The organism is Streptococcus sanguinis, assembly GCF_019928825.1.
In the GTDB taxonomy this organism is placed as follows: domain Bacteria; phylum Bacillota; class Bacilli; order Lactobacillales; family Streptococcaceae; genus Streptococcus; species Streptococcus sanguinis_L.
Window position 1 is genome coordinate 560,202 of record NZ_JAHZOP010000001.1, and the last position, 25,238, is coordinate 585,439.

Consider the following 25,238-nt stretch of genomic DNA (forward strand, 5'->3'; position numbering starts at 1 on the left):
GAAAACGATGGTCAGTTGCATAAAAAAAACAAGCGTCAATTTTCATTGACACTTGTTTTCTGTTTTATTTTTTTAAACGAATCCCAAAATAAACCCCACAACCAACTATTAGAATCAGACCGAAAGCAAGTAGCGTAAAGCTGATTTCTGTACCTGTGAAAGGCAGAATTTTCTTCGTCTTCCCCTTATCTCCAGGTTTATCTTGGTCTTTTTCTATTGGTTTATCTTGATTTGATTTTTTCGGATCTGGTTCATCTGTTTTTTTAGACGGATCCTTGTCTGGGCCAGTCGGTTTCGTTTGGTCAGTTACGACTAACGTCCCATCCTTGTATTCTACTGTATTTCCATCAGCATTTACAACTGTTACTGTGCCATCGAGATTCACTTGGAACACAATGTCGGTAACAGCTAGGTAACCGGTTGGGGCTGCAGCTTCATGGAAGGTATATACTCCAGGAGCTAATCCAAGCTCATGCGATGTATTTGCTTCTGAAGTCCATTTCGCTACAGGATTGCCAGTTGCCTCTTTGCCTTGGAAAATTTGAATCTCTGCACCAGCAATTTCAGTACCGCCAATGTTGACCTTACTAAAGGTCACCTTACGTGGAAGATCATCGTCTTTATCGGTTACAGTCACTTTGGAACCATCGGTTACAACCTTGTTGTCTTCACCCTTGGAGTCTTTCTCGCCAACGTTTGTCACTTCCACTGTGCCGTCATGCTTGACTTGGAAGGTGATGTCCGTTACTTTGAGGTAGCCGGTTGGTGCGGCTTCCTCATGGAAGGTGTAAGTAGCTGGTGCCAAGTTTAGTTCTTTAGACTTACCAGCTTCCGAAGTCCAGCTTTCTACTGGATTGCCTTCTGCCTTGTCGCCCTTGTAGATCTTGATTTGAGCTCCTGCGATTTCTTCGCCACCAAGGTTGACCTTACTGAAGGTAATCTTACGTGGAAGGTCATCATCCTTATCGGTTACTGTAACAGTTGAGCCGTTTGTCACGACCTTGTTTTCTTCACCCTTAGAGTCTTTCTCTCCTACACTAGTCACTTCCACTGCGCCGTCATGTTTGACTTGGAAAGTGATGTCCGTTACTTTGAGGTAACCGGTTGGAGCGACTTCCTCATGGAAAGTGTAAGTACCTGGAGTCAAGTTGATGTCCTTAGACTTGTTAGCTTCGGATGTCCAGCTTTCGACTGGATTGCCTTCTGCCTTCTCGCCCTTGTAGATCTTGATCTGAGCACCGGCGATTTCTGTACCTCCAAGGTTGACCTTACTGAAAGTTACCTTACGTGGAAGATCATCATCCTTATCGGTCACTGTAACAGTTGAGCCGTTTATTACGACCTTGTTCTCTTCACCTTTAGAGTCCTTCTCACCAACATTTGTCACTTCTACTGTGCCGTCAGTTTTCACTTGGAATGTGATGTCGGTTACTTTGAGGTAACCGGTTGGAGCGGCTTCCTCATGGAAGGTGTAGGTTCCTGGGGCTAAGTTGATGTCCTTAGACTGATTAGCTTCCGAAGTCCAGCTTTCTACTGCTTGGCCTTCTGCCTTATCGCCCTTATAGATCTTGATCTGAGCACCTGCGATTTCAGTTCCGCCAAGGTTGACCTTACTGAAGGTCACCTTACGTGGGAGATCATCGTCCTTGTCAGTCACCGTAACAGTTGAACCATTTGTCGCTACGGTGTTAGATTCACCCTTAGCGTCCTTCTCACCAACATTGGTCACTTCTACTGTGCCGTCATGCTTGACTTGGAAGGTGATGTCCGTTACTTTGAGGTAGCCGGTTGGGGCTGCTTCCTCATGGAAGGTGTAAGTGCCAGGTGCCAAGTTAAGGTCTTTAGACTTACCAGCTTCTGAAGTCCAGCTTTCTACGGCTGTACCTTCAGCTTTATCGCCCTTGTAAATCTTGATTTGAGCTTCTGCGATTTCAGTTCCACCAAGGTTGACCTTACTGAAGGTAATCTTACGCGGTAGGTCATCATCTTTATCCGTTACTGTAACAGTTGAGCCGTTGGTTACGACCTTGTTGTCTTCACCCTTAGCGTCCTTCTCGCCGACATTGGTCACTTCCACTGTACCGTCTGTTTTGACTTGGAAAGTAATGTCTGTTACTTTGAGGTAGCCTGTTGGGGCTGCTTCCTCATGGAAGGTATAAGTACCTGGTGCCAAGTTAAGGTCTTTGGACTTGCCAGCTTCTGAAGTCCAGCTTTCTACAGCTTGGCCTTCAGCTTTATCGCCTTTGTAGATCTTAATCTCTGCACCTGCGATTTCAGTACCGCCAAGGTTAACTTTACTGAAAGTAATGGCTTTTGGACTATCATCGTCTTTATCCGTTACTGTAACAGTTGAGCCGTTGGTTACGACCTTGTTGTCTTCACCCTTAGAGTCTTTCTCGCCGACATTGGTTACTTCTACTGTTCCGTCAGTTTTCACTTGGAAAGTAATATCTGTTACTTTGAGGTAGCCTGTTGGGGCTGCTTCCTCATGGAAAGTATAAGTACCTGGAGTCAAGTTCAATTCTTTAGACTTACCAGCTTCAGATGTCCAGCTTTCGACTGCTTGCCCTTCTGCCTTATCGCCCTTGTAGATCTTAATCTCTGCACCGGCGATTTCAGTACCACCAAGGTTAACTTTACTGAAAGTAATGGCTTTCAGACTATTGTCCTCTTTATCGGTTACAGTAAGAACCAAGCCATTTGCTTCAACAGAATCTGTTGCACCTTTAGCATCAACTGTAATGGTACCATCAGAATGAACTGTGAACTTAATATCTTCTACAGCTACAAATCCAGCAGGAGCAAGGCTTTCTTTCAGAGAATAGGTCCCTGGAGCTAACTTAACTACCTTAGATGCGTTGGCTTCGGAAGTCCACTCTGCAAGAGGCTTAGCTTCAGGACGAATTCGACTGCCTTTGTAGAGTTTCAATTTCGCCCCTGGGATTTCTTTCCCGTTTGGATCTACTTTCTTGATCGTCACATCCCGTTCTGAGTCGTCATCCTTGTCTGTTACCTTCAAGGTTGCTCCGTCAGTCACAACTTTATTGTTTTCACCTTTGGAGTCTTTCTCTCCGACATTAGTCACTTCCACCGTACCGTCATGTTTGACTTGGAATGTGATGTCAGTTACTTTGAGGTAACTAGTTGGCGCGGCTTCCTCATGGAAGGTGTAAGTACCAGGCTCCAAATTGATTTCTTTAGACTGATTAGCTTCGGATGTCCAGCTTTCAAGAGCTTGACCCTGCGCTTTGTTGCCTTTGAAAATCTTAATTTGAGCACCAGCAATTTCAGTACCGCCTAGGTTAACCTTGCTGAAGGTAATGGCTTTAGGACTATTGTCCTCCTTGTCGGTAATCGTCAGAATTGAACCCGCTGCTTGAACGGTATCTTCTGCTCCTTTTTTCACAAGAGTAACAGTGCCATTAGCACCTACAGTAAATGTGATATCTTCAACATATTGATAACCAGCAGGAGCGTTAGCTTCAGTCAATGTATAGGTTCCTGGAGACAGTTTTATGACTTTAGAAGTATTTTCTTCTGAAGTCCAGTCTGCAACGGGAGCTTCTTCCTGATCAACATGATCACCTTTATAGATTTTCAGTTGCGCACCAGGAATTTCTTTCCCGTTTGGATCTACTTTTTTGAAGGTTATATCCTGCTCAGTTACCGTCTTCTTATTGACGATTTCACGCGATACAGATTTGTCTGTTCCAAAATCCTGGGACCCAATCTTAATTTCCTCAGTTAATTTATCATATCCTGTAGGAGGGGTCACTTCACGGATGGTATAATCATCGCGCAACAAGTCACCCAAGTTGGCATTCCCGTTAGAATCTGTGGTTAATTTTCCGACAACTGCACCGGTCCGATCACGAACAACTTCAAATTCAGCACCTTGCAGATTTTCACCATTTTCATTGACCTTATGGAGCTTAATGGTGAAAACATAGCCTTCTCCAACACCGCCTGCAATCTGATAAGAACGATTTTCAGATGATGTCGTTGTTTGACCACCATTATAGGTCATGGTAGCACTGTTGGAAACGCGCTCACCATCAACTAGATCGTAATCTGCTTTTGTCTTATAGTCCAGCAAATACCCGAAACCATCCATGTCGCCAAGGTCAATCGTGAATCCATCACCAGCAGCATTTTCCGTGATTTTTGATTGGAAATTAGCTGTCACGTCTTCTGTTGAATCCCGCACCCAATCTCCATTATTCCAGCGCCAAGCAATTTTATAGACCCGAATTGAGTCCCTCATGATTTTAAAATTAGGCGAGGTAATCTTGTCAGTTATCGTTACTCCGGTATAATTCTCCATATTGCGGTTAATCGCAATATTGTAATGAACTTCATTCTTACCGTCTTCTGCTGCCTGATAAGAGCTCTTCTCAATTTTTGAGTCATATCTTTTGGGCGGTCCATTATAATGGACGATTCCCGGATACAACATCCGACCTCCTACGGTAAATCCACCATTCAAGTCACCTTCTTGTCTCACTACATCATGGTCAACTCGTGCATAGAAGAAGAATTCTCCTTGAACACCAGACTTTTGCTCAACATAATTTGTATAGGTCAAAGTAATGGTCTTGTTGGTTGAATCCAAAAATCCATTTGCCACTACGTTATCCGAGCTGTCTTTAAGCTCAATAGCTGAAGAGTTCCCAAATGCATACTCAGAAGGCAAGGTGATTTTTGTCGTATCTCCTTGATGTACTTGGTTATCCGGCAAGACAAACTTTGCGTAAACTCGAAAAGTTTCCCAAATATCAATTCCCTGCGTCAAATCACCACCTGAAGAATTCTTCAAGCTCATCTCAGTGATAACATCACCAAACTCAGCTGCTTGCACCTGAGTAAGAGGAGCTACTGATGGCAAAATGACTCCTAAACAAAGAATAATAAGGTGGAGCAATGCTCTAATCCTTTTGTTCATGCAATTTTCCTTTCTCACAATATTCAGTTTTAAATGTACAATGTAATTGTATACTAACTGAGCTTCCCCATCTTGTCAGTGCCCGCTTTCTAAAAAGCGAACATTTATAGATACATTACATCTACATTTTATCATACTATAAGAAAAATGGCTATACACAAAAGAAGATTTTTTTAACATTTGTTTACCTTTTTGTCATTTAGAAGAGGTGGACGATTTATATGGTTCATTCGCAAATCAAACCACTATTGTTAGGGTCAATTACGTCTGACAATCAATGTCCTCAATAACATAGAAAAACCGGAAAAAGTCCAGTTCTTCTGATTTGTTTCCTAAACGTCAGGACATAAAATTTTCCGTCCCAGAGGAGTTTCAACTCCTTCTCCTTGACACCGGCCGGTATAGCGGCCTCTAAAAAGATGAGAATTTTTCAATTGTAATTCACCTGACTGCCTATCTATATCTTTTGCTAAACCATAGGCTTTATAGAGGACTAAAAGACTAAAAGCAAGCTCAAAAGCTAGAATTATCCGACCCCAATAAGTCTGATTCGCTGGCAGATTCCACAAGAAATGTAAAACAAAAGGCAGCATAACACAAAATAGGCCATAAGCAAATACAGATTGATTCTTCTTATGATAATGTAATATCAATGCAAGACCGAAAGTAAGCAAAGATGTATATAGCCCGTGAGACATAAAAGCCGGAACTAAACGGCTTATGACTTGTGATAGAGAATCAGCCAAACCACGGTCTACATTATTAGCAATCCAAACAAATTGTTCTTGAATTTCAAATCCTGTACCCGCAGCATAGCCCAGCAGCAATATTGATTTTAGATTTTTTACTGGAACAAAGTAATAGGCGAAGACTACTGCTAGAAGTTTGGCAGGCTCCTCAATAGGCGGAGCAACAACAGAGTCCTGAATGATATTCACCCAGGAAGTCTTAGGAAAGTTACTTTCTAATAAATAAGTCAGTCCCCTATCAGCCGTACTAGATAGAAACTTCGACAGGAAAAGTCCGCCTATCAGTGCTAATAAAATAGCTGCCAAGGGGGTCTGCCATTTTTTAGCCAAAAGAAAGAGCAAAAGAAAGACTGGAACAATATAGAAAATTTCTAATAAACTAGCTACTCCCACTATCCCATAATCAGTACCTGACAAACTATAGGAGATATAAGGTTCTGTAACGACTCCTAGTCCAAGTATCACTAGAAAAAAGTAAATAAAAAGAATAAGTCTTTTCTTCATTCCTTTACCCCCATTCTGAAATCAAGGAAATGGTTGTTACCAATGTTTAAGTCTTGTTTTCGATCAAATTTTTTGGCAAAATGAAAAGCTTCGTAAAGAACAACTAAACTGAAAGAAACTTCAAAAGCAATCATAAGGGGACTGAAGGATAAGTGACCGTTTGGTAAATTCCATAGAAAATGCAAAACAAAAGGCAAAATGAAACAAAATATTCCTTTATAAAATACTGATTGATTCTTCTTATAATAAAGTAGCATGAGTATTAAGCCAAAAGCCGTTAAAGTTGTATAAAGCCCGTGAGAAGTCAAAGCTGCGAAAATTCTCCCCAGAGCCTGAGAAATGGAATAAGCCAATCCTTTATCTAAATTTTTAGCAATAAAAGTGAACTGCTCCCTAATCTCGAATCCTGTCCCTGCCGCATAGCCTAGCAACAGTATAGATTTTATATTTTTCACAGGCATAAAATATATTGCCCAAACAACAGCTAATAACTTGACTGGCTCCTCAATAAATGGGGCTACTAAAGAATCTTTAAAGATATTAAAGAATGAGTGGCTAGGAAAAGTTGACTTTAACCAAGCAAAAATGCTCTCATCACCAACTATAGCAAAAAAACTGGATAAAAATAAGCCACCTACAAAAGCTAGCCAAAGAGCAACAGAAGGTGTTCGCCATTTGCGAGCCAAATAGGCCAATAATATTATAATAGGAACAATATAGAAGAGTTCAAGCAGACTCACTACACCAACAATCCCATAATCTTTTGCAGACAAACTATAAGATAAGTAAGGATTCATGGATAATCCTAACCCAAGACAAATCAAGGATAGGTAGCTAAATAAGACAATATTTTTCCTCATAAAAAGCCTCCTTTTCAAGAAAAACTACAAAAAGACTTATTCGAAAACGAATGATTATCATTTTTTTGCTTAAAATTCATCGAATTTATCCTCTTGAAAATAATGTAGTTGACTGCTTGTAGATCAGATTCTTAAAATCAACCGTCAAAAATTTTTGAATGAAATAGTAAAACATATTACTAATTTCATTCTAGCAAAATATTAAAATTTTAATCTTACATAAATCTTACGTTCCAAACTTATAATCTTACAGTATTGTAAGATTGCAAACATAAGCAATTCTAATATAATCTGTCATTTCATTTCCGGTGTCAATTTATTGTAAAAAGTTTAAACTTTCTTTAATCCCTCATATTAAATATTCTAGAATACAAACATCAATTATTTTTCAAAAAATTTGCAGTTATTTTTTTCATACAATATTCCTTTCTAAAAAGTATGATATTAGCCCTAAAATCATTTCTCTATTTGAAGAACATCAAAAGGGCACCCCCTATTATGCAAAAAGAAAGATAACCTTTCTGTAATCTAACCTTTCATTTCAGCTTTTAAACTTACATTTTTATCACTTAGCATGAAGGAATATTTTTCTAACAATTAAACTGTGTCGAATGTTTCTTTTATTCAGAATCAAAAAAACCGGAAACAAAGTCCAGTTCTTCTGATTTATTTCCTAAACGTCAGGACATAAAATTTTCCGTCCCAGAGGAGTTTCAACTCCTTCTCCTTGACACCGGCCGGTATAGCGGCCTCAATTTCTCCCAAATCAACGGTAGCGTCCTTAAAATAGTCCTTGCTGAAGTGGTTCTTCTTATATTGCTGGTCCACATAGTCTGCCGTCTCGTCTGAAATCATAATCTTAGTTCCTGGCTTAGCCACCCGCAGCATTTCCTGCATAGCCTTGGCCTTATCGCTAAAGAAATTAATCCCACCGATATGATAAACGATGTCAAAGCTATTATCCGCAAAGGGCAGGTCCTCTGCACAAGCATGAAAGAGCTGCAGATTGGTCTTCTTGGCGCAGGATTTCTGGCATTTTTTCAGCATGCCTATGGAAATATCCGCCCCGACAAAGTCTAGGCTTTTCAGTTCAATATTCTTAGGGATGTAGCGCAGGTCGTGGCCTGTTCCGATAGAGACATAAAGAATTGACAAATGGTTCTTCCATTCTAATTCTGCCATCAGATCTCTTCTCAACTTGTCGACTGTCTTGCCATAGAGAAGGCCGCCAAGCCATTTCTCACTCATATCATACCAGCGAGCAAAACGATTGTACATGTTCATATACTTGGCATTGTCCCCTGAGACATAGTCCGGATTCAGCGCCAGATAGATGTCTCCGTCTTTTTGAAGATCCTCTAACTTCAATCTTGGCTTCAGCTTCTCTTGTATTTTTGTATCTGTCATATCTTCTGTCTCCTTTTTCTATTTGCCATTTATTATAGAGGATTCTGAGACAAAAACAAGAGGTTTTCCGTAAGTGGCTGCCCAGCATGAGTAACTGGAAGAAATTGCTAAGTAAGCTGCAAAAAAACTAGACAAAAAATGTGCAAACAAAAGAAGATAAAGCATTCTGCTCTATCTTCTCTTTATTTATTTGCTCAGTCGAGTCTTACGGTAAAGTCCTAAAAGAGTCAGAACTACCAGACCAGCAAGAACTAGTCCAAGGCTTTCAGCAGAGCCAGTCGCAGGAAGAACTTTTTTAGATTTTCCTTGACCGTCTGCTGCTTTATCAGAATCAGATGATTGATTTGGTTTAATACCGCCTTGAACTGCTTTATCAGGCGTACCAGGTTCAGCTGGTGCCACTTGGTCAGTAATGAACAACTTGCCATCTGTATATTCTACAGCATTGCTATTGGCGTCTAGAACTGTTACAGTGCCATCTTCATTGACTTGGAAGACAATATCAGTCACAGCCAGATAACCTGTCGGAGCCGCTTCCTCATGGAAGGTGTAAACACCTGGCTCTAGGTTAATTTCTTTAGATTTGTCAGCTTCTGAAGTCCAAGATGCGACAGGACTGCCCTTGCTTTCCCGCCCCTTGAAAATTTGAATCTGAGCACCGGCAATTTCCTCACCAGCTAGATTGACCTTACTGAACGTTACCTGTTTATCCGTTGGAGTTTGAATTTGCTTATTGACCACATTGACTGCAACCAATCTGCTATCTCCAGAATCTCCAGATGCCGGACTGCCTACGTTCAAAGTCTTACCAAAATCCGTCGGACTAATCGTAATATCCTCTGTCAGGCGGTCATAACCTGCTGGAGCAGTCGTTTCACGCAGGATATAAGTGTCGCGCAGAAGATTACCAACTTCCGCATTCCCATCCGCATCTGTCGTGATTGTGCCAACCACCTTATTGGTCGCTTTCCGCACCACTTCAAAGACTGCACCGCTCAGAGAAGCATTAGACTCATCTGTCTTGTGAACCTTAACCTTGAAGTTATAGCCTTCGGACTTTCCGCCAGCAATCTGATAAGAGTACTCGTTGGTGACAGACACTGTCTCGGTATTGTTGTAGTTCATGGTAGCCTTATTTCCTACAACCTCTCCATCAGCCAAATCATAGTCGGCCAGCGTCTTGTACTCAACTAGGTAGCCGAAGCCTTCTACATCTCCGAAGTTGATTGTCAAGCTATCGCCTTCAGCGCCAAAGGTCATCTTAGACTGGAAGTCTGCTGTTACATCTTCAGTCGAATCACGCGCCCAATCTCCATTATTCCAGCGCCAAGAAACCTTATACACTCGCACAGAATCTTGAACAATCTTAGCGTTTGTATCACCCAGCTTGTCCGTCACAGAGACATTTTTGTAGTTCCCCATGTTGCGGTTAATGGCTACATTGTAGCGGATTTCATTCTTAGCATCAGCGTCCCATTGAAAAGCACTTTTTTCTAGCAGGGACTCATACTTTTTCGGAGGTCCATTATAGTGAATGCTGCCGGCTGGAATCCTATTATTGCCTACCGTGAAAGTAGCTGGAATATCCCTTTCCTCTGTGACAACCTCGTGGTCAATCCGCGAATAAAAGAAAAACTCGCCTCTGACACTGGATTTCTGCTCCACATAGTCTGTGTATGTCAGTGTGATGGTCTTGGCATCGCTATCCAGGACTCCATTAGCCACCAGGGCTCCGTTTTCATCCTTGAGCTCAATAGCTGAAGAATTCCCAAAGGTAAACTCATTCGGTAAATGAATCACCGTTGTATCACCTGCATGGGCTTGGTTGTCTGGCAGGGCAAACTTAGCATAAACGCGGAAGGTCTGCCAGATATCCACACCATTGGTCAGCTGCTCACCAGAGTTAGTGGTGAGGTGCATCTCAGTGATGACATCATTGAGTTCCGCCGCCTGAGCCTTAAGGGTTCCGGCTAGGAAAGGCAGGAACACGCCTAGACAGAGAATGATGAGCTGAAACCATACTCTCAGTTTTTTATTCATTCAATCTTCCTTTCTCACAAGTAAAATTTGTTTAAAAGTACAGCGTATTGGCCAGCCAGTTGAACACGTTCATTTCATGTTTTTCTGCCTTTTTGACAAACACTGGAAAGACAATACTAATTCATTGTACCATATTGACTATTAAAAAACTATAGGAATGCTCAGAGGGTTTTATCATAAAAAGGAGACAGAAGATGCTAAGCCTTCTCTCTCCTATTGGTAAGCAAAACAGGCCAAAAGATGACCTAAAAATCATTGAACAAATTAAGCTCTTCTATTTTGACAAAAAGGTCAATCTTTCTGTGACGCACTGGAAGTTGCATCTACTTGATTCTGATCTGTTTCTTCTTGTTTAGAAGAATTTCTTTCCGTCTTATCTGAAGTGTCGGGCACTTTCTGTGTATGACCGCAGGCCGTTAGGATAAAGGCAGAAATCAGAGCCAGAAACAAGTTCCCAATTTTCTTGAACCTAGACATACGAGTTCTCCATTTATGCGAAACTTGATGAGACTAGCACTCCGCCAAAAATGCCTGCACAGTCTTGACATCTTCTGGACTACCGCCTCTGTCAATATCACAGATATGCTGGAGGCCATATTTTTCGATAATCAGGGCAGTCGCCCCGCAGAAGGTCCGGCCGTGTTTAACAGAGTCACCATTGTTAACAAAACCTTTAATCAGCCCAGGATGTTTCTTGATAAAGCGTTTGGTAGACCAAGGAATTTTCCCAGCACCAGCATTTCGAGTAATGAGAATACAGGGCTCTTCCAGCTTCTCCTTGATGGTCTGGGTCGGATAGCCCAGTGATTCTGCAAATCGTTTACCAATACCAGTATTTGAATCATAAACTACAATCATCTTCATCACCTACTTTCTTAAAAAAAGGATAGCAAACCAAGCTGCAAAGCCTAAAACCACAACATCAGAGATGAGCATAAGCATAAACTCCAAATCTGGCATCATGTGAATATACATCAGCAATGACAAAGTTGTCAAAGCCAGTACTGTCAGCTTAGCAACTGCCGGCAAGCCCGGAATCAAAGCTGCTCCGATTAGGACAATGATGAGACCTCCGACTAAAAATGACTGAAAATCCACACTTAAACTAAAACCAACTGTCACACCGCCGTAGCCAATGGTCAAAAGACCAATCGCGACCAGACAGATACCCAAAATAGCCATTCCACTCATGGCAAATCCTCCTTGCTTATTCATTCTTTTCCTCACTTTCTGTTTTTGAATGAACAATTTGTAATATTCATTCAAAACTTTCTAAAAAATAATTCACTTTATACTTATCCAATCACGTTTCTTGAATACCTTCCAATTCCTATTCGCACTACATAAGACATCACCTCCTTTGTTTATGAATGAATATTTTTTGAAATTCATTCATATCTACTTCTAAGAAAAGGAATTTCCTCTATTTGGAAAAAATTCCCTTAACAAAATATTTCACTAAAGTCTCAATGCTATTGAAGTAGCCTGAAAATTCCTGCTCTGTGACATGCATGTCTATGTAGTAAATCAAGTCATAAACCTTCATAATTTCAGCTATTTTCTCCTTCGAAAAACCCTCTTCCTGCAAGCGCTGGCTGAATGTCTGAATCAGAAAATGATGAAAAGCGTTGGACGCTCGTCCAGAATCCTGATTATAGTAATCATGCAGAATCTGAGAAATACCTGGTTTGTTCCACTCAGCTAGAATTTTATTGGGCGAAATCAATTCAAAAGTGACTGCAAAAAGCTGTTCAATGATTGCCTCAGGCTCGCCCTGCCAGTCTACGCGTTGCATGATTTCCTCACGTACACGGCTATTTTCAGCTACATAAACCTCCAAGAAGATAGCTTCCTTAGACTCATAATACTTGTAAAAGGATCCGACAGCCATATGGCTTCTCTTAGCAATATCAGAAATTCCAGCTGCCTTATAGCCTTTTTCTGCAAAGACTTCTCTAGCCGCAGCCAGGAGCTCATTTTTTTTATCCATTTCCACGCCTCTTTTGTGAATGAATTATATTTTGTGTTCATTCATATTTTAACACAATCTTGTCACTTGTCAAGCATTTATGTTATACTATACAAAAAAGATAGTTTGCTAATCAAATTATTTTTTAGATTATATTTTGGAGGTTGAGCTATGCTCAAGGAAAGACGAAACCAGGGTACCATCGCCCTACTGGTAATTTCTCTTATTTTTCTATTTGTTGCTGCAGTAATGGGCTTTATCCAATACCAAAAAGTCAACACCAAGACTGCCTATGACCGAAATAGCGAGTCTGGATCAGATTCAGCAGTCTATGCTGAAGTGTCATATATTTTTCCAGAGGCCCTGATTGAAGTAGAAGATAATACTCAAGTTTGGCTAGTTGCCTACCAAGACGGATATGTTGGTCTGCAGGCTAAAAAAGGGGACAAGCAGATTGCCCAGCTCTTGGAAAAAGAGAAGAGTGGAGAGCTAGAAAAAAATCCTGTCCGAATTGTTGGCTCCTACGTTAATGCTAACTCCCCTAAGAAGAATCAGGGATATATTTCTAATTATGGCAGCCTCGTTCGCGGTCTCCTAGCAGACAATCCCGAAGTCATCACAGTAATGTCAAGCAGCTCCTATATCTCTATCACTGAATTTGAATCTGACAATCTTGCATTCATGTTCTATATTCTGTTTTTGATTGGACTCAGTGCTTTCTTTGTCGTTATAGGAATTATCGGCCGCAAGAAAAATATCGCTGCCTACGAAGAAATCTATGCAGCCTATCCAGAGGCCAAAGACAATCTCAATATCCTGCTGGAGCAAGCTTCTTTCCACGACGATGTGCTGAAAATTGCTGTTTATAAAGACCATCTCATTACCTACTATCGAGGTTTCAAGGCGATTGATCTCAAACAGGTCGTCCATCTCTACCACCACATTCTCACCATGCATCGCGGCTTCGTTGCTTCAAACAGAAACTCAACCTTAGTTGCTGTTCGAAACAATCAAAAGAAATACCAAATGCCTATTAAGAACATTGGTAAAACAACAGATACCAAACTCCAGTCAACCTTTGACTATCTCTACAACCACTTCCCTCATATCAGATTGGGAGTGTAATATCACATAAAACTCAAGCTAGAAAATTTAGCTTGAGTTTTTTAGATACAAAAAAACAGGAGCAGGATACAGTCCCAACTCCAGTTATTTTTATGATATGCTTGTCAGAACGTTTTTCAGCAAGTTACTTGCCTTCTTTTTCCTTTCTGCGCTTGGCCAAGGCGCTGTTAATCTTCTTGGTCTTAAGATTTGTATCCAAGTAACGAAAGAGCCATACAAAGAGATAAATCAGAATAAAATTAAACCAGAAATGCCAGCTGGCAATTAAAAATCCCCAGTTATTATAGACCATGAAACAGCATACTAAGACTGCGACAGCGGCGAAATGCAGTAAAATCGAGACTGAAAAAGAGAATCGGTCTTCAAGAGTTTTTAACATTGAACTGACAATCCCAATCAAACCGCTCATCACCATGACACTGATGATATTACTAGTTGTGGGCGGATGTTTTTGAATAGAGAAAGCAAGGACAATCAGATAGACTGCACTCCCTGTCTGGATGCCCATCAATATAGCGTGTAGACATTTTTTTATACTCATCACTTACCTCCTAGATTCCCAGATATTCCATCAAGAGTTTGACATAGCGACGGCTGACTTCGGTCTTGATTTGATTGGTCAGCTTGGCCGTCATATTGCCAGAAAAGCTGTCAGACAAAGACTCCAGATGGTCAATATTGATGACAGCATGCCGAGAAACCTGGATAAAGTTCGAGCTGTTAATCCGTTGCTGAAAGCGAGTCAAGGTCTCTGTCGTCTGGTAAATGCCTTCTCTGCTGTAAATCATCAGAGTTGTCTGGTTGATGTCTGCTAGGATAATATCTTCAGTCCTCAACATGACCAGTTTATCGTCCGACTTGATAGGCAGGACGCCACTTGGCCCTGCCTTGTACTGTTCTAAATAATCTAAGATGGCCTTGGCTTCTGCCCCTAGCTGGTCTGCCTTGACCACAACCAGCGGATCCTTGGATGAAATGGTTGGATCTGTTTCAAATTTTGCTTGCAAGAGGAAACTCCCTATTCACATTCTATTGTAGTTTCAGCCGGCGGATGGCAATCATATTTTGCACCATCCAAATAAGCGCTATTGCAACTAAAACTATTCCAACTATATAGAAAGTTTCTGTCCTTGTCAAGAGCTCCTGCCATTCAATGCGAATTCCCATTGTTTTTTCAAAAGCTGCTTGTGACTGGCTGCTATTAGTAAAAGTATCTGCTAGACTTTCTTTCATAAGAACCTGTCTGAAAAGAGATGCCATGTAGTTAGAAGGCGTAAGCTTCATCAGGTTTTGCGCCATATTCGGCAAGGTTCCAATGGGGATATAGGTACCCACTAGAAAACCAGAAGTTGCTCCGACTACTGTTGCCAATTTCCCTAAACTATCCACTGATTTGAAGCATTGAACAATCAGAGCATTTATCAGTGTGGCCAAGAGGCTATTTAAGAGCATCAGAAGAATTAGGTAAGGAAGGACTCCCCACTCAAAGGAAATGTTATCCGCTAGCGTAAAATAGCTGAGCATAAAGGCAAACATAATGACCTGCATCAAAAAGCCGATAATAACAGAGCTGACAAGATAACTAAGCTGCAAGCCCCATGGTCCCAAGTCTGTGATAAAGAGGTCGTCTGTCACTTTCCGCTCCCGATCTTCGACCTGCCGAGAGAAAGCTGCCAATGTGGTCGTTAATCCTGTAACTGCCAACACGCCGCCAATCAGCCACAAGTCCATCAGCTGGCTGGAATGGCCTTTGTAATTATTTTTCAAAAAAACGATATAAAGCACAAAGGGAATAATGGCTCCGAAGAGGGACAAAATTACCCCACTGCGGTTGCGGAAATAAAGTAAAAAATTACGTTTTATCAAAGCGAGCATATTAGCGTACCTCTCTTCCTGTCAGTGCCATAAAGGCATCGTCCATGGTTCCGGGTTGGAATTCAAATTGTTCGATATAGGGACCAGCCTGAGCCAATAAGGTCAGAGCTTCTTGAGTCGTTTTAGGGTGGAGGATAAATTCCCCTTCCTTGACTTGCTCCCAAGCGCAGCCTCTTGGCAAGCTTTTCTCTAAACTTGCTACATCTTGACTCAAAATCCGCAAGACATTACGGGCGTAGTTTCCCTTAATCTGGTCTGCGGAGCCCTGAGCAATAACCTGACCATGGTCTACGATATAAATCTTATCCGCATCATCAGCTTCATTGAGATAGTGGGTTGTCAAGACAATGGTCATCTGCTCTTCTTTCTGAATTTGCTTGAGCAGGCTCCAGATACTCTCCCGAGTCTGGATATCCAAGCCTGTCGTCGGCTCATCCAGAAAGAGCAGGTCGGGACTATTGAGCAGGGCTCGCGCAATGTCCACCCGACGCTTTTGACCACCAGACAGCGTTCCATAAGGCTGCTTGGCAAAGGCTGATAAACCTAGCTGAGAGACCAAGCGCTCAATTCTACCTGACGGCATCTCCTTGTACTGCTTGGCTCTGATGGTCAGATTTTCCAAAACTGTCAGCCGGGCGTCCAACACACTGTTTTGGAAAACCACACCCAGCCTAAGCTTTTCAGCATAGCAAATCTGCCCTGATGTCGGCCGCAAGAGACCTATCAGCATCTGGATAGTCGTAGACTTTCCTGCACCATTAGGGCCTAGAATAGCTGTAAAACTGCCTCTCTCAATCTGAATATTCAGATCATTAACTGCCACCTTATCGCCATAAACCTTGCTAAGATTTTTCGTTTCTACTAACATGATCTTTTCTCCTCTTCTTTACTTCTGAGACTATGATAGCAAGTTGTTTTTGAAAAATCTCGGCTTTTTGGACAAGCGGTAAAATGAGGGAGATGAGAGGTAAAAATCCAGACATCAAAAAATCCCCGACCATTCGGTCAGGGAAGTTTATTAGCGGGCGACAATCTTGCGGTAACTGCGTGAAGTCAGTAAGAAAACTAAAATATAGGTCAGGAGGAAGACACCGCAAGTTGCAAGTGTTGTCTGAATCAAAAGAGGAAGATTGGTCACACCCAATAGGGCAACTATCAAGCGCAGCATATGAAAGACCGCTGCTACATGTAGAAAAGCAAAGATGAGAGGTAGGAAGAAAACAGTCAAAATCTGCTTGCGAATGGTACTTCTAGTCTGCTTTTCATCTAAACCAACTTTTTGCAAGATGATAAAGCCATCGCGATCTTCATATCCTTCAGAAATTTGCTTGTAGTAAATTACTAGAACAGCTCCTAGGAGGAAGATAACCGAGAGGAAGACACCTATGAAGAGCAAGGTTCCAGTAAGTTCTTGATAGCTCTTTTCTGAACTATAACGGTCACTAGCCATTGCGAAGCTACCATCTTGAGCTTGTTCCTGATCCAAAGTGTCCCTCAACCCCAGTTGGACTTGCTCGACAAACTTTTTACTTCCCTTAGTCTCTGAAGCAACTCCAATGTAGTAGTAATGATCCACATCGAGATTAACCTCTTTGCTATCATTGACCACCATATAGAGACCCTGCTCCATGGTCACATCGTTTGGATTAGGGATTTCCCCATGCGTGAAATTCGACGATAAAAGCTGCTTAATCTTCCAGTCCTTACCATTCACTCGGAGTGGCTTGTCCTTATTTAAGGAAATATTTTTTCCATAGACAAGAGTTTCATCGTCTGCCAAGTCTATCTTTTCCCCTGTCATTTTTTCATAATCCTGACGATTAATGACCGTAATCGTGCCTGCAGACTTGGTCAAGATATTTGTATCCGACTCCAGCTCTCTTTGCATTGGAACTGTCACATCATTACCAGCCAGTTTCGTAATGAAGGCTGATTGGTAGAGATAAGTAATATAGCTTGGCTTCTTCAGACCTGTGTCCTGAGCAACTTGCTGGACCTTGTCCAACAGAGCCTCCTTCTGATCGGTCGATTTCGGCAAGACGATACTGACATTGTAATCCTTTGGATGCAAGGTAGTAATATAATCCTGACCTCCAACATAGATATTGATTGTACCAACCAGAGTCACTAGGAGCATGGTAGATAGAATGGAGATAGTCGCCAATCCTGCTGCATTTTTACGCATCCGCGAGATAAGATTGGAAACAGAAATGAAATTCTGCGTTTTATAGTAGTAGCCTTTGCGTTTTTTGAGAAATTTCAATAGTGTAATCGAACCTGCATTAAAAAGCAGATAGGTTGCGATGATAACCATAACCACAGCTATAAAGAAATTTCCGATAGCAGCGACAGGCTTGGTAACGGTCAAAGCCATATAATAAGCCACACCCATGAGCAGAAGCCCCAGCAAGGTTTGCAGCAAAAGGAAGCGTCCCTTCTTCTCGCCTGCTTTCTTTTCTTTCATTAAATTAAGAGAGCTATAGCGTAGAAGACGCGTAGAGTTGAGCAACAAAATCACCGCAAAAGCAATACCCAGACTGGCTAGAGTCATCCAGACGTTCTTCCATTGGAAGGTCGAGGCAAGAACTGCCGGCATTCCCATCAATTTCAAAAGGACTGCGTAAAGCATCTTATCTAAAGCTAGGCCAGACAAGATACCCAGACCAACTGTAGCTAGATAAAAGACACAGAGTTCAAAGAAGGTCATGACTAGCAGATGCTTTTTCTCCATGCCTAGCAGACTATAGACTCCCAACTCTCTGGAGCGGTTTTTCATGACGAAGCTATTAGCATAGGTAATGAGGATAAGGACGGCAATCTGAATGACATGGATACCAAACTGCAAGGTCATGCGAGCAGCTGCACCGCCATAAGAGCTCTCCATATTAGGGCTATGAGCCAGTGAAACAAAACTATACAAAATCGCTGTTGCCAGTACCGTCGCCAAAGCAAATGGATAATACAAACTGCGATTTTTAACCAGGTTTGACAAAGCCAGTTTACTCGTTAGTTTGAACATAATTGCCCACCTCACTTGCCATAACTGTCAGAGTGTCGGAAATCTCTTGGAACATCAGCCGCTCGGTCTTGTCACCTCGGAAGATTTGATTATAAAGAATCCCATCCTTGATAAAGAGCACCCGCTTGGCGCGGCTAGCCGCCGCTGTCGAGTGGGTTACCATGAGAATAGTTTGACCGAGGGCATTGATGTCGTCAAAGACATCCAGCAGGGCTGCTGAAGACTTGGAATCCAAGGCTCCTGTCGGCTCATCCGCCAGCAGAATCTCAGGATCTGTGATAATTGCCCGAGCTACTGCAACCCGTTGCTTCTGGCCACCGGAAATCTCATAAGGAAACTTCTCTTGTAGCTTGTTAATCCCCAGCTCGTTGCAGGTCGTGACCAGCTTTTGCATCATCTCGGTAATGGGACGGCGAGAGAGGACCAGCGGCAGGAGAATGTTGTCTTTGACCGACAGGGTATCCAGCAGATTGAAATCCTGAAAGACAAAGCCTAATTTCTCCCGGCGGAAGCTGGAAGCCTGGCTGTTTTTGATGGTTGCTGTGTCAGTTCCGTTGAGAAAGACGCGGCCCTCAGTCGGCTTGTCTAGCATGGCTAGGATGTTGAGCAGGGTGGACTTCCCAGAGCCTGACTCCCCCATGATGGCGACATATTCGCCTTTTTCTACCGTAAAGTGAATGTCTTTCAAGGCCTCCACTTGGCTGCCCTGAAAGCGGGTTTTATAAATTTTTTTCACGTGCTGTACATCTAATAATGTCATCTTGCTTCCTTCCTTTCTGTCTAGCAGGGCACCTATCAAAGCCCTGCTTTTAGCAGCATTTATAAACTGCCTCCTAATTGATAAGTCTATTTTATCTCAATACCAACCGCTCTGCCATAACCTAAGCTTACATTTTAAAGTGCAATCTTACACTTTTGTAAGATGAGATGAGCTTTATTTTACCCAAAAGGCAATCAAAGCAATTAGCCAAAGGTGGGCTGGATAGAATATATAGAAGAAATATTTGCTCCACTTGCTGTTGGATCCTCGCTCACCATTGTAGAAGTGCAAGAGAGGAAGAACACTGATAAAGAGCCAGTCTGAGTTATAGAGCAGCATTGATAGCGTGTCCTGCAAGGTTGGATAAATTTGAATACTCATGGCAAAGAGAATTCCCGCCCAAACTACATAGGACAAGTTTCTGAAAAAGACTTGATTTCTAAAAAGGTAGGTTAAGAGCATGAAAGGAAGCAGAGCCATGCCGCCTTCGCTAAAGAGAAGCCCAGCCAGCAAGACTAATACTCCTGCCGTCAGCCGCAAACCACGCTTCTGCTCCTTAGCAGCTCCGCCATTGTCAGAAAAGCCAAAGAAAAGACTCAGCATGAGGACCCCGCAGGCCAAGGTCAGGAAGATATTGTGAGTGAGGTAGATGCCCTTCTCCTGAAATAGGAGCGTCAGGATACAGTTTCCTGTCTGCATCAGGGCTGCCCAAAAGAAGAGCCGCATATTGTAAGCCAGACGGTTGTGAGTGTGGAGAAAACCTTCCACTGCCATGAAGGCAAATGCTACTCCGACACAGCGGGTTAGGGCATGCAAGACACCATCCCAGCCGTCTGGCACCAGCCCCGGTATCTGACTGATATGGTCAAAAACCATAAGAAATGCCATGAAGAGCTTCAACTGAAAAGCATTCAAACCTTTTGATTTCATTTTTCTGTCTCCTTCTTATTTCTTGCCTCTATGATAATAAAAAAGAAAGGCCGGTACCATAACCTAACCTTTCATTTGCTAGTTTTATTCTTACAATTTTGTCACTTTTAAAAATCATGCAAAGCATCTACCTAAAATAGCTCAAAACCTAGTGCCTTTTATGAGAACTTTCATCTGTCTGCAACTTTTCTAAAAATCCTTTGACAGCTTGTCGGTCTGCTTCCGTTCCAGAGCCCTCTATGTTACAAATATGGCGGAGACCGTACTGCTCCACTATCTTATCCGTCGCCCCGCAAAAGGTCTGCGGATAACGCTTCTGATTGCCATTAATGACAAAGCCTTTGATTAGATGCTCATACTTTCTGATGAAACGCTTGGTCGTCAACGGAATCTGCCCTGCTCCGCTATTTCTGCTGACCAAAATACAGGGTCCCTCCAGCTTTTTCCAGACTGACTGGCTAGGCAACCCCAGACTTTTAGCAAACTTCTTGCCCAAACCAGTCAGACTATCATAAACCACTACTAGCAACTTTCTTCCTCCTATTCAAAGATCAATTTCTTCTCAGGAAAGGCGATGGAAACCGTCGTTCCCTGACCAACTTGAGAGTCTATAGCAATCTTGTGTCCCAGCTGGTCAGCAATTTTCTTGGACAGATAAAGACCTAAGCCTGAGGACTGCTGGGTCAAACGACCGTTGTAACCTGAGAAACCGCGCTCAAAAACCCGCAGCAAATCAGCATTTTGAATCCCCAAACCCGTGTCCTTAATATAGAGGCTGCCCTCGTGAAAATAAATCTCTATGCTGCCTTCTTTTGTGTATTTAAGACTATTGGACAGGATCTGCTCCAAAATCACTAGAAACCACTTTTTATCAGTGACAATCGTGTGGTCTAGATCATGAAGATTGAGACTGAGTCCTTGCTGAATAAAGAAAAGGGCATATTTCTTGACTACTTCTCTGACCAAATCAGCCAGATTTTCCTGCTTCAGCACTAGATCATCATGAAAGCTTTCCAGACGGAGGTACTGGAGCACCAGATGAACGTAGGACTCGATCTTAAAGAGCTCCTGCTCTAGCTGAGACTTGGCTTCCTTATCCTTCAAATCTCCAATCAAAAGTGAACTGGCTGCAATAGGTGTCTTGACTTGATGAACCCAAAGAGTATAGTAGTCCAGCAAATCATTGTATTTCTCCTGTTCAACCAAGAGCTGATTCTTCTGTTCGTACTCCAGCTCCTCCACTCGTTCCTGCAAGAGCTTTTCTAGAGGAGTCTGAGCCTGAGCAGAGAGCTGCAGCTTCTGGCTGCGATAACTCTTAAAGACCGTCCAAGCATCTGCTCCGATAAACAAGAAAGACAGAAAAGCCAGCAAGAGCGCAACATATTCCAGCAGACTGCGGTAAGCATCAAAGACAAAGGCAAATAGCAGAATAAAGCCTAGCAGCAGAATCAAAAGAGCTAGAAAAAATCGCCGCGAATAAAGGTAAGACTTAAGAAAGAAAAATTTATCCTGTATGTCCATTGATGAGACCGTATCCTATTCCTTTTTTGGTTTCGATGAAGTTTTTCAGTCCGTGCTCTTCAAGCTTTTTACGCAGGCGAGCGACATTGACCGATAGGGTATTGTCATCGATGAAAAAATCGCTGTTCCAGAGTTCCTTCATCAGATCATCACGCGCTACGATACCATCTGCGTGCTCAAAGAGGACCCGCAAAATCTGAAATTCGTTCTTGGTCAAGGTCACCACTTTGCCATCAAAGACCAGATCTGTCGACTTGAGATTGAGAATGACACCCTGGTGCTCCAGGAGACTCTGGTCGTTTCCAAACTCATAGGAACGGCGCAGCAAGCCCTGAACCTTAGCCAGAAAGACATTATTGTCAAAAGGCTTGGTAATATAGTCGTCTGCCCCCATATTGATAGCCATGACAATGTCCATGGACTGATCGCGAGAAGACAGAAACATGATAGGCACCGTTGAAATCTTGCGGATTTCCTGACACCAATGATAGCCATTGAACAAGGGCAGGCCGATATCCATCAGCACCAGATGCGGCTCCTCTCGTACAAAGACAGTCAGCACATCCATAAAGTCCTCAACTGCCACTACCTGAAAGCCCCACTGTTCCAGCATTTTCTTAATCATCTGACGAATGACCGGATCATCTTCTACTAGTAAAATCTTGTGCATCTTTCCCTCCCGATTTCTTACTAGTAACATTATACCAAAAAATGCGATTGCTTGTTTATCATCCTCGGTCTAAGGTATGATTTTTCTGGAAAAGAGAAATTCTATCAGAAAAATATGCTATACTAACTAGTAGAAATTGGAGATATAACATGAGCAATATTTTTACTTACCTTGAAGAAGTGCAGCATGACAGCATTTATGATAAACCTTTCAATGAACTGGATCTGCTAATTCTGACAGAGCTAACCTACTTGCCTTTTGACCAACTAGTGCATGAAGACATGTCCCCCTACTGCGACTGCCGACTGATGGATTTGGCCGACCAAGTACCGCGCGACCTCTCCATGATGGTTAGCAAAAACCGACTGAAACTGCTAGATTTGGCCGCAGCCTCTACCCGCTTTAAAAATCTAAAACTGATGGGCTATGTCAATGATGTTGACCAAGATATCCAGAAGCAATTCGCTGCCTTGATTTTCAAAATCAAGCCTGATACCTATGTCCTGGTCTTTCGCGGCACAGACGACTCCATTGTCGGCTGGAAGGAAGACTTCCACATGACCTATATGGCTCAAATCCCTGCTCAGAAAATGGCCGCCCGCTATCTGCAAAACGCCTTAGAAAACCTGCCCGGTAACTTTATCCTAACTGGCCATTCCAAAGGGGGAAACCTGGCTTCTTATGCAGCCAGTCAGATGGAAGCATCGCTCCAAGACCGTATTGAAGCCATCTACAGCTATGACTCTCCCGGTCTCAATCACTCTGTCATCGAAAGCGATGGCTACCAGGCTGTGGTTGAAAGGATGAAACGCTACCTGCCTCAGAACTCCATCGTCGGCATGATGCTGGAAACACCTAAGGAAGCTAGGATTGTTAAAAGCAGTGCCATCGGCGGCTTTGCCCAGCACGATACCTTTTCATGGAAAATCAAGGGAGCCTCTTTCCTATTGCTGGATACACTAGATGCAGAGAGCCTACAGATAGACAAGACTTTTAAAAATTGGGTCAGCACCGTTTCAGATGAAGAACTTAAAGACTTTTTCGACCTCTTTTTCGGACTGATTTTGGATGCTGGTATCCAGTCTGTCGACGAACTGTCCAATGTTGAAAACTTTAACAAAGTCCTCGATATCCTGAAAAATGCTCAATCCCTAACAGACCAAGAACGTGACATGCTGCTGCGCTTGTCCAAGCTCCTGCTGAATATGCGTGTTCAAAGCTGGAAGGATGACATTAGCATACCTAATCTTTCTGAAATTGGCAAAGATATTCGAGAAAATCTATCACGCTGGAGTAGGCAGTTGCCTTTCGGCCAGTCTGAGACTGACAAAAAGGAAGAGACTGCTACAGAAGTTCACGAGTAAAATCGCAAAAGTCCTCTTTATCTTATCCAACAGAAAACTTGGCCTTTCCATACCAAAAAAGAAACAAGCTCTTATCTTGACAGCTTGTTTTTTCTTTGTTAGAATGTAACAAACCTATTTACAACTAAGTAGTAATAAAAATCAGAAAGGAAACCATCATGAAATCTATCAAAGGAATTGCCCTTATTGCTGTCAGCATACTCTTGACCATCTATGCTTGGGCTTCAGCTGGGATGACCAACTTTATCGTACCCGGTCTGGCCTTAACTACCCTTTCGCTGACCTTTTTACTTGCGACTCGGAACGCCCTTTTGGAAAAATGGTTCCATGGCATCGAAAAGATGTACGCCTATCATAAGTTTACAGCTATCTTTTCCGTCGTCCTGCTCGCTCTCCACAATGTTGCCATGGGCGGCAGTCTATGGGGATCTCATCTGGCAGCCCAGCTTGGGAATGTCGGCATCTATCTCTTTGTCAGCATTGTTCTGGTGGCCTATCTCGGCAAGCACATCAAATATGAGGCTTGGCGCTGGATTCACCGCTTTGTGTATCTGGCCTATATCTTTGGCCTCTTTCACGCTTATATGCTGATGGGCGGTCGACTCCTGACACCGACCTTGCTAGGCTTCGTAGTCGGATTCTACGCTATCATCGGTTTAGCTTCTGGCTTTTATATCATCTTCCTCTATCAAAGTTTGGCCTTTCGACATCTGGGGAAAATTCTGCAGGTCAAACGACTGAACCACGATACCGTGGAGTTGAAAATCCAACTCAGTCAAAAGCTAGACTATCAGTACGGTCAGTTTGCCTTCGTCAAGATTTTCCAAGAAGGATTTGAAAAAGCGCCACATCCTTTCTCTATCTCTGGCGGCCATGACAATATCGTCTACTTTACTATCAAGAACTCTGGCGATCACACTAAGAAACTTTATGACAAGATCCAAGAGGGAACCAAGGTCACCATTGACCGAGCTTATGGTCACATGATTCTGGACCAAGGGCAGGAAAAACAAATCTGGATTGCTGGTGGGATTGGCATTACGCCCTTCATCTCCTATATCCGAGAAAATCCTAATCTGAATCGTCCAGTCAGCTTCTACTATGCTTACACTGGAGCTGAAAATGCAGTCTACCTAGACCTACTCAAAGACTACGCAGCCAAGAATCCGCAGTTTGACCTTCATTTGGTCGATAGCAAGGTCTCCGGCTATTTGGACTTCAAGAATTATCCTCTGGACAACCAAACCACCGTCTTCATGTGCGGCCCTGTCAAGATGATGGATAAACTAGCCAACGAATTTAAAAAGACCAATCCTAAAGCAGATCTGGTCTATGAAGGCTTTAAATTTAAATAAAGAGTATAAAACATCAGGAGCGACCTTAGCGTTGCCCCTGATGTTTTATTGTCTAGTAATGGATGGAGCTGAATCAAGATACAGATTGGGAGGTCTGCCTGATTCGGAAAAATCTTCTCCAGAGAATAAGGACTAATTTCAATCATCA

21 protein-coding genes and 1 pseudogene are annotated in these 25,238 nt (G+C 42.5%); 3 read left to right on the top strand and 19 right to left on the bottom strand.

All coding sequences use genetic code 11. The annotated features are described in order from the left end of the window. Positions 1 to 64: 64 nt before the first annotated feature. The 9 genes and pseudogenes from K1J09_RS02780 to K1J09_RS02820 form a co-directional block, all read right to left on the bottom strand. Entirely contained in the window at positions 65 to 4,942 is a 4,878-nt protein-coding gene (locus K1J09_RS02780) for a SpaA isopeptide-forming pilin-related protein (RefSeq protein WP_223322378.1), read from the bottom strand. A gap of 536 nt (positions 4,943 to 5,478) precedes the next feature. Further along, positions 5,479 to 6,195: pseudogene (locus tag K1J09_RS02785) on the bottom strand (PrsW family glutamic-type intramembrane protease); the annotation flags it as partial. Beyond that, positions 6,192 to 7,055, bottom strand: coding sequence for a PrsW family glutamic-type intramembrane protease (locus K1J09_RS02790; RefSeq protein ID WP_223322377.1), 864 nt, complete (start codon positions 7,053 to 7,055; stop codon positions 6,192 to 6,194). The gene K1J09_RS02790 and the pseudogene K1J09_RS02785, both read right to left, overlap by 4 nt. Positions 7,056 to 7,721: 666 nt before the next feature. After that, positions 7,722 to 8,462, bottom strand: a complete 741-nt coding sequence (locus K1J09_RS02795; RefSeq protein ID WP_223322376.1) for a class I SAM-dependent methyltransferase — start codon at positions 8,460 to 8,462, stop codon at positions 7,722 to 7,724. Between the two features lie 186 nt (positions 8,463 to 8,648). Beyond that, a complete protein-coding gene (locus K1J09_RS02800) occupies positions 8,649 to 10,502 on the bottom strand; it encodes a SpaA isopeptide-forming pilin-related protein (protein ID WP_223322375.1) in 1,854 nt (617 codons plus the stop codon). A 291-nt stretch (positions 10,503 to 10,793) separates the two neighbouring features. Next, positions 10,794 to 10,979 carry a hypothetical protein gene (locus tag K1J09_RS02805; RefSeq protein WP_223322374.1) on the bottom strand — a complete coding sequence of 62 codons (186 nt, stop codon included), beginning with the start codon at positions 10,977 to 10,979 and terminating at the stop codon, positions 10,794 to 10,796. Positions 10,980 to 11,012: 33 nt separating this feature from the next. Further along, complete coding sequence (locus K1J09_RS02810; RefSeq protein WP_223322373.1) at positions 11,013 to 11,369, bottom strand: class Ib ribonucleoside-diphosphate reductase assembly flavoprotein NrdI; 357 nt, start codon at positions 11,367 to 11,369, stop codon at positions 11,013 to 11,015. Further along, on the bottom strand, positions 11,370 to 11,717 hold the full coding sequence (locus K1J09_RS02815) for a hypothetical protein (RefSeq protein WP_032912835.1): 348 nt from the start codon (positions 11,715 to 11,717) through the stop codon (positions 11,370 to 11,372). It abuts the gene before it with no gap. A gap of 208 nt (positions 11,718 to 11,925) precedes the next feature. Continuing rightward, positions 11,926 to 12,492 carry a TetR/AcrR family transcriptional regulator gene (locus tag K1J09_RS02820; protein WP_002918564.1) on the bottom strand — a complete coding sequence of 189 codons (567 nt, stop codon included), beginning with the start codon at positions 12,490 to 12,492 and terminating at the stop codon, positions 11,926 to 11,928. Positions 12,493 to 12,642: 150 nt separating this feature from the next. Here K1J09_RS02820 and K1J09_RS02825 point away from each other — a divergent pair, with 150 nt between their 5' ends. After that, the gene (locus K1J09_RS02825; protein ID WP_223322372.1) at positions 12,643 to 13,596 is read left to right on the top strand and encodes a hypothetical protein; all 954 of its coding nucleotides are present in this window, start codon (positions 12,643 to 12,645) and stop codon (positions 13,594 to 13,596) included. 124 nt (positions 13,597 to 13,720) lie between these two features. Here the strand turns inward: K1J09_RS02825 and K1J09_RS02830 are convergent, their stop codons facing one another. The 10 genes from K1J09_RS02830 to K1J09_RS02875 form a co-directional block, all read right to left on the bottom strand. Continuing rightward, the gene (locus K1J09_RS02830; RefSeq protein ID WP_223322371.1) at positions 13,721 to 14,137 is read right to left on the bottom strand and encodes a DUF3021 domain-containing protein; all 417 of its coding nucleotides are present in this window, start codon (positions 14,135 to 14,137) and stop codon (positions 13,721 to 13,723) included. 10 nt (positions 14,138 to 14,147) lie between these two features. Further along, positions 14,148 to 14,603, bottom strand: coding sequence for a LytTR family DNA-binding domain-containing protein (locus K1J09_RS02835; protein ID WP_002923693.1), 456 nt, complete (start codon positions 14,601 to 14,603; stop codon positions 14,148 to 14,150). Positions 14,604 to 14,625: 22 nt separating this feature from the next. Beyond that, positions 14,626 to 15,471 (bottom strand): ABC transporter permease, encoded by an 846-nt coding sequence (locus K1J09_RS02840; RefSeq protein WP_223322370.1) that lies wholly within the window; start codon positions 15,469 to 15,471, stop codon positions 14,626 to 14,628. Position 15,472: 1 nt separating this feature from the next. Then, positions 15,473 to 16,339 (bottom strand): ABC transporter ATP-binding protein, encoded by an 867-nt coding sequence (locus tag K1J09_RS02845; RefSeq protein WP_223322369.1) that lies wholly within the window; start codon positions 16,337 to 16,339, stop codon positions 15,473 to 15,475. Between the two features lie 150 nt (positions 16,340 to 16,489). After that, positions 16,490 to 18,490: an ABC transporter permease gene (locus tag K1J09_RS02850; protein WP_223322368.1), complete on the bottom strand. Its 2,001-nt coding sequence runs from the start codon at positions 18,488 to 18,490 to the stop codon at positions 16,490 to 16,492. Further along, the gene (locus K1J09_RS02855; RefSeq protein ID WP_223322367.1) at positions 18,471 to 19,250 is read right to left on the bottom strand and encodes an ABC transporter ATP-binding protein; all 780 of its coding nucleotides are present in this window, start codon (positions 19,248 to 19,250) and stop codon (positions 18,471 to 18,473) included. The genes K1J09_RS02850 and K1J09_RS02855 overlap by 20 nt, the downstream gene beginning before the upstream one ends. 174 nt (positions 19,251 to 19,424) lie before the next feature. After that, positions 19,425 to 20,180 (bottom strand): TraX family protein, encoded by a 756-nt coding sequence (locus K1J09_RS02860; protein ID WP_223322366.1) that lies wholly within the window; start codon positions 20,178 to 20,180, stop codon positions 19,425 to 19,427. Positions 20,181 to 20,328: 148 nt separating this feature from the next. Then, positions 20,329 to 20,709, bottom strand: coding sequence for a class Ib ribonucleoside-diphosphate reductase assembly flavoprotein NrdI (locus K1J09_RS02865; protein WP_223322365.1), 381 nt, complete (start codon positions 20,707 to 20,709; stop codon positions 20,329 to 20,331). 11 nt (positions 20,710 to 20,720) lie between these two features. Next, positions 20,721 to 21,701, bottom strand: coding sequence for a sensor histidine kinase (locus tag K1J09_RS02870; RefSeq protein WP_223322364.1), 981 nt, complete (start codon positions 21,699 to 21,701; stop codon positions 20,721 to 20,723). Next, positions 21,685 to 22,371: a response regulator transcription factor gene (locus tag K1J09_RS02875; RefSeq protein WP_125434824.1), complete on the bottom strand. Its 687-nt coding sequence runs from the start codon at positions 22,369 to 22,371 to the stop codon at positions 21,685 to 21,687. Before K1J09_RS02875 ends, K1J09_RS02870 begins: the two co-directional genes overlap by 17 nt. 149 nt (positions 22,372 to 22,520) lie before the next feature. Here K1J09_RS02875 and K1J09_RS02880 point away from each other — a divergent pair, with 149 nt between their 5' ends. Next, entirely contained in the window at positions 22,521 to 23,735 is a 1,215-nt protein-coding gene (locus tag K1J09_RS02880) for a DUF2974 domain-containing protein (RefSeq protein WP_049553202.1), read from the top strand. A gap of 158 nt (positions 23,736 to 23,893) precedes the next feature. After that, the gene (locus K1J09_RS02885) at positions 23,894 to 25,090 is read left to right on the top strand and encodes a ferredoxin reductase family protein (RefSeq protein ID WP_049553201.1); all 1,197 of its coding nucleotides are present in this window, start codon (positions 23,894 to 23,896) and stop codon (positions 25,088 to 25,090) included. Positions 25,091 to 25,238 lie beyond the last annotated feature (148 nt).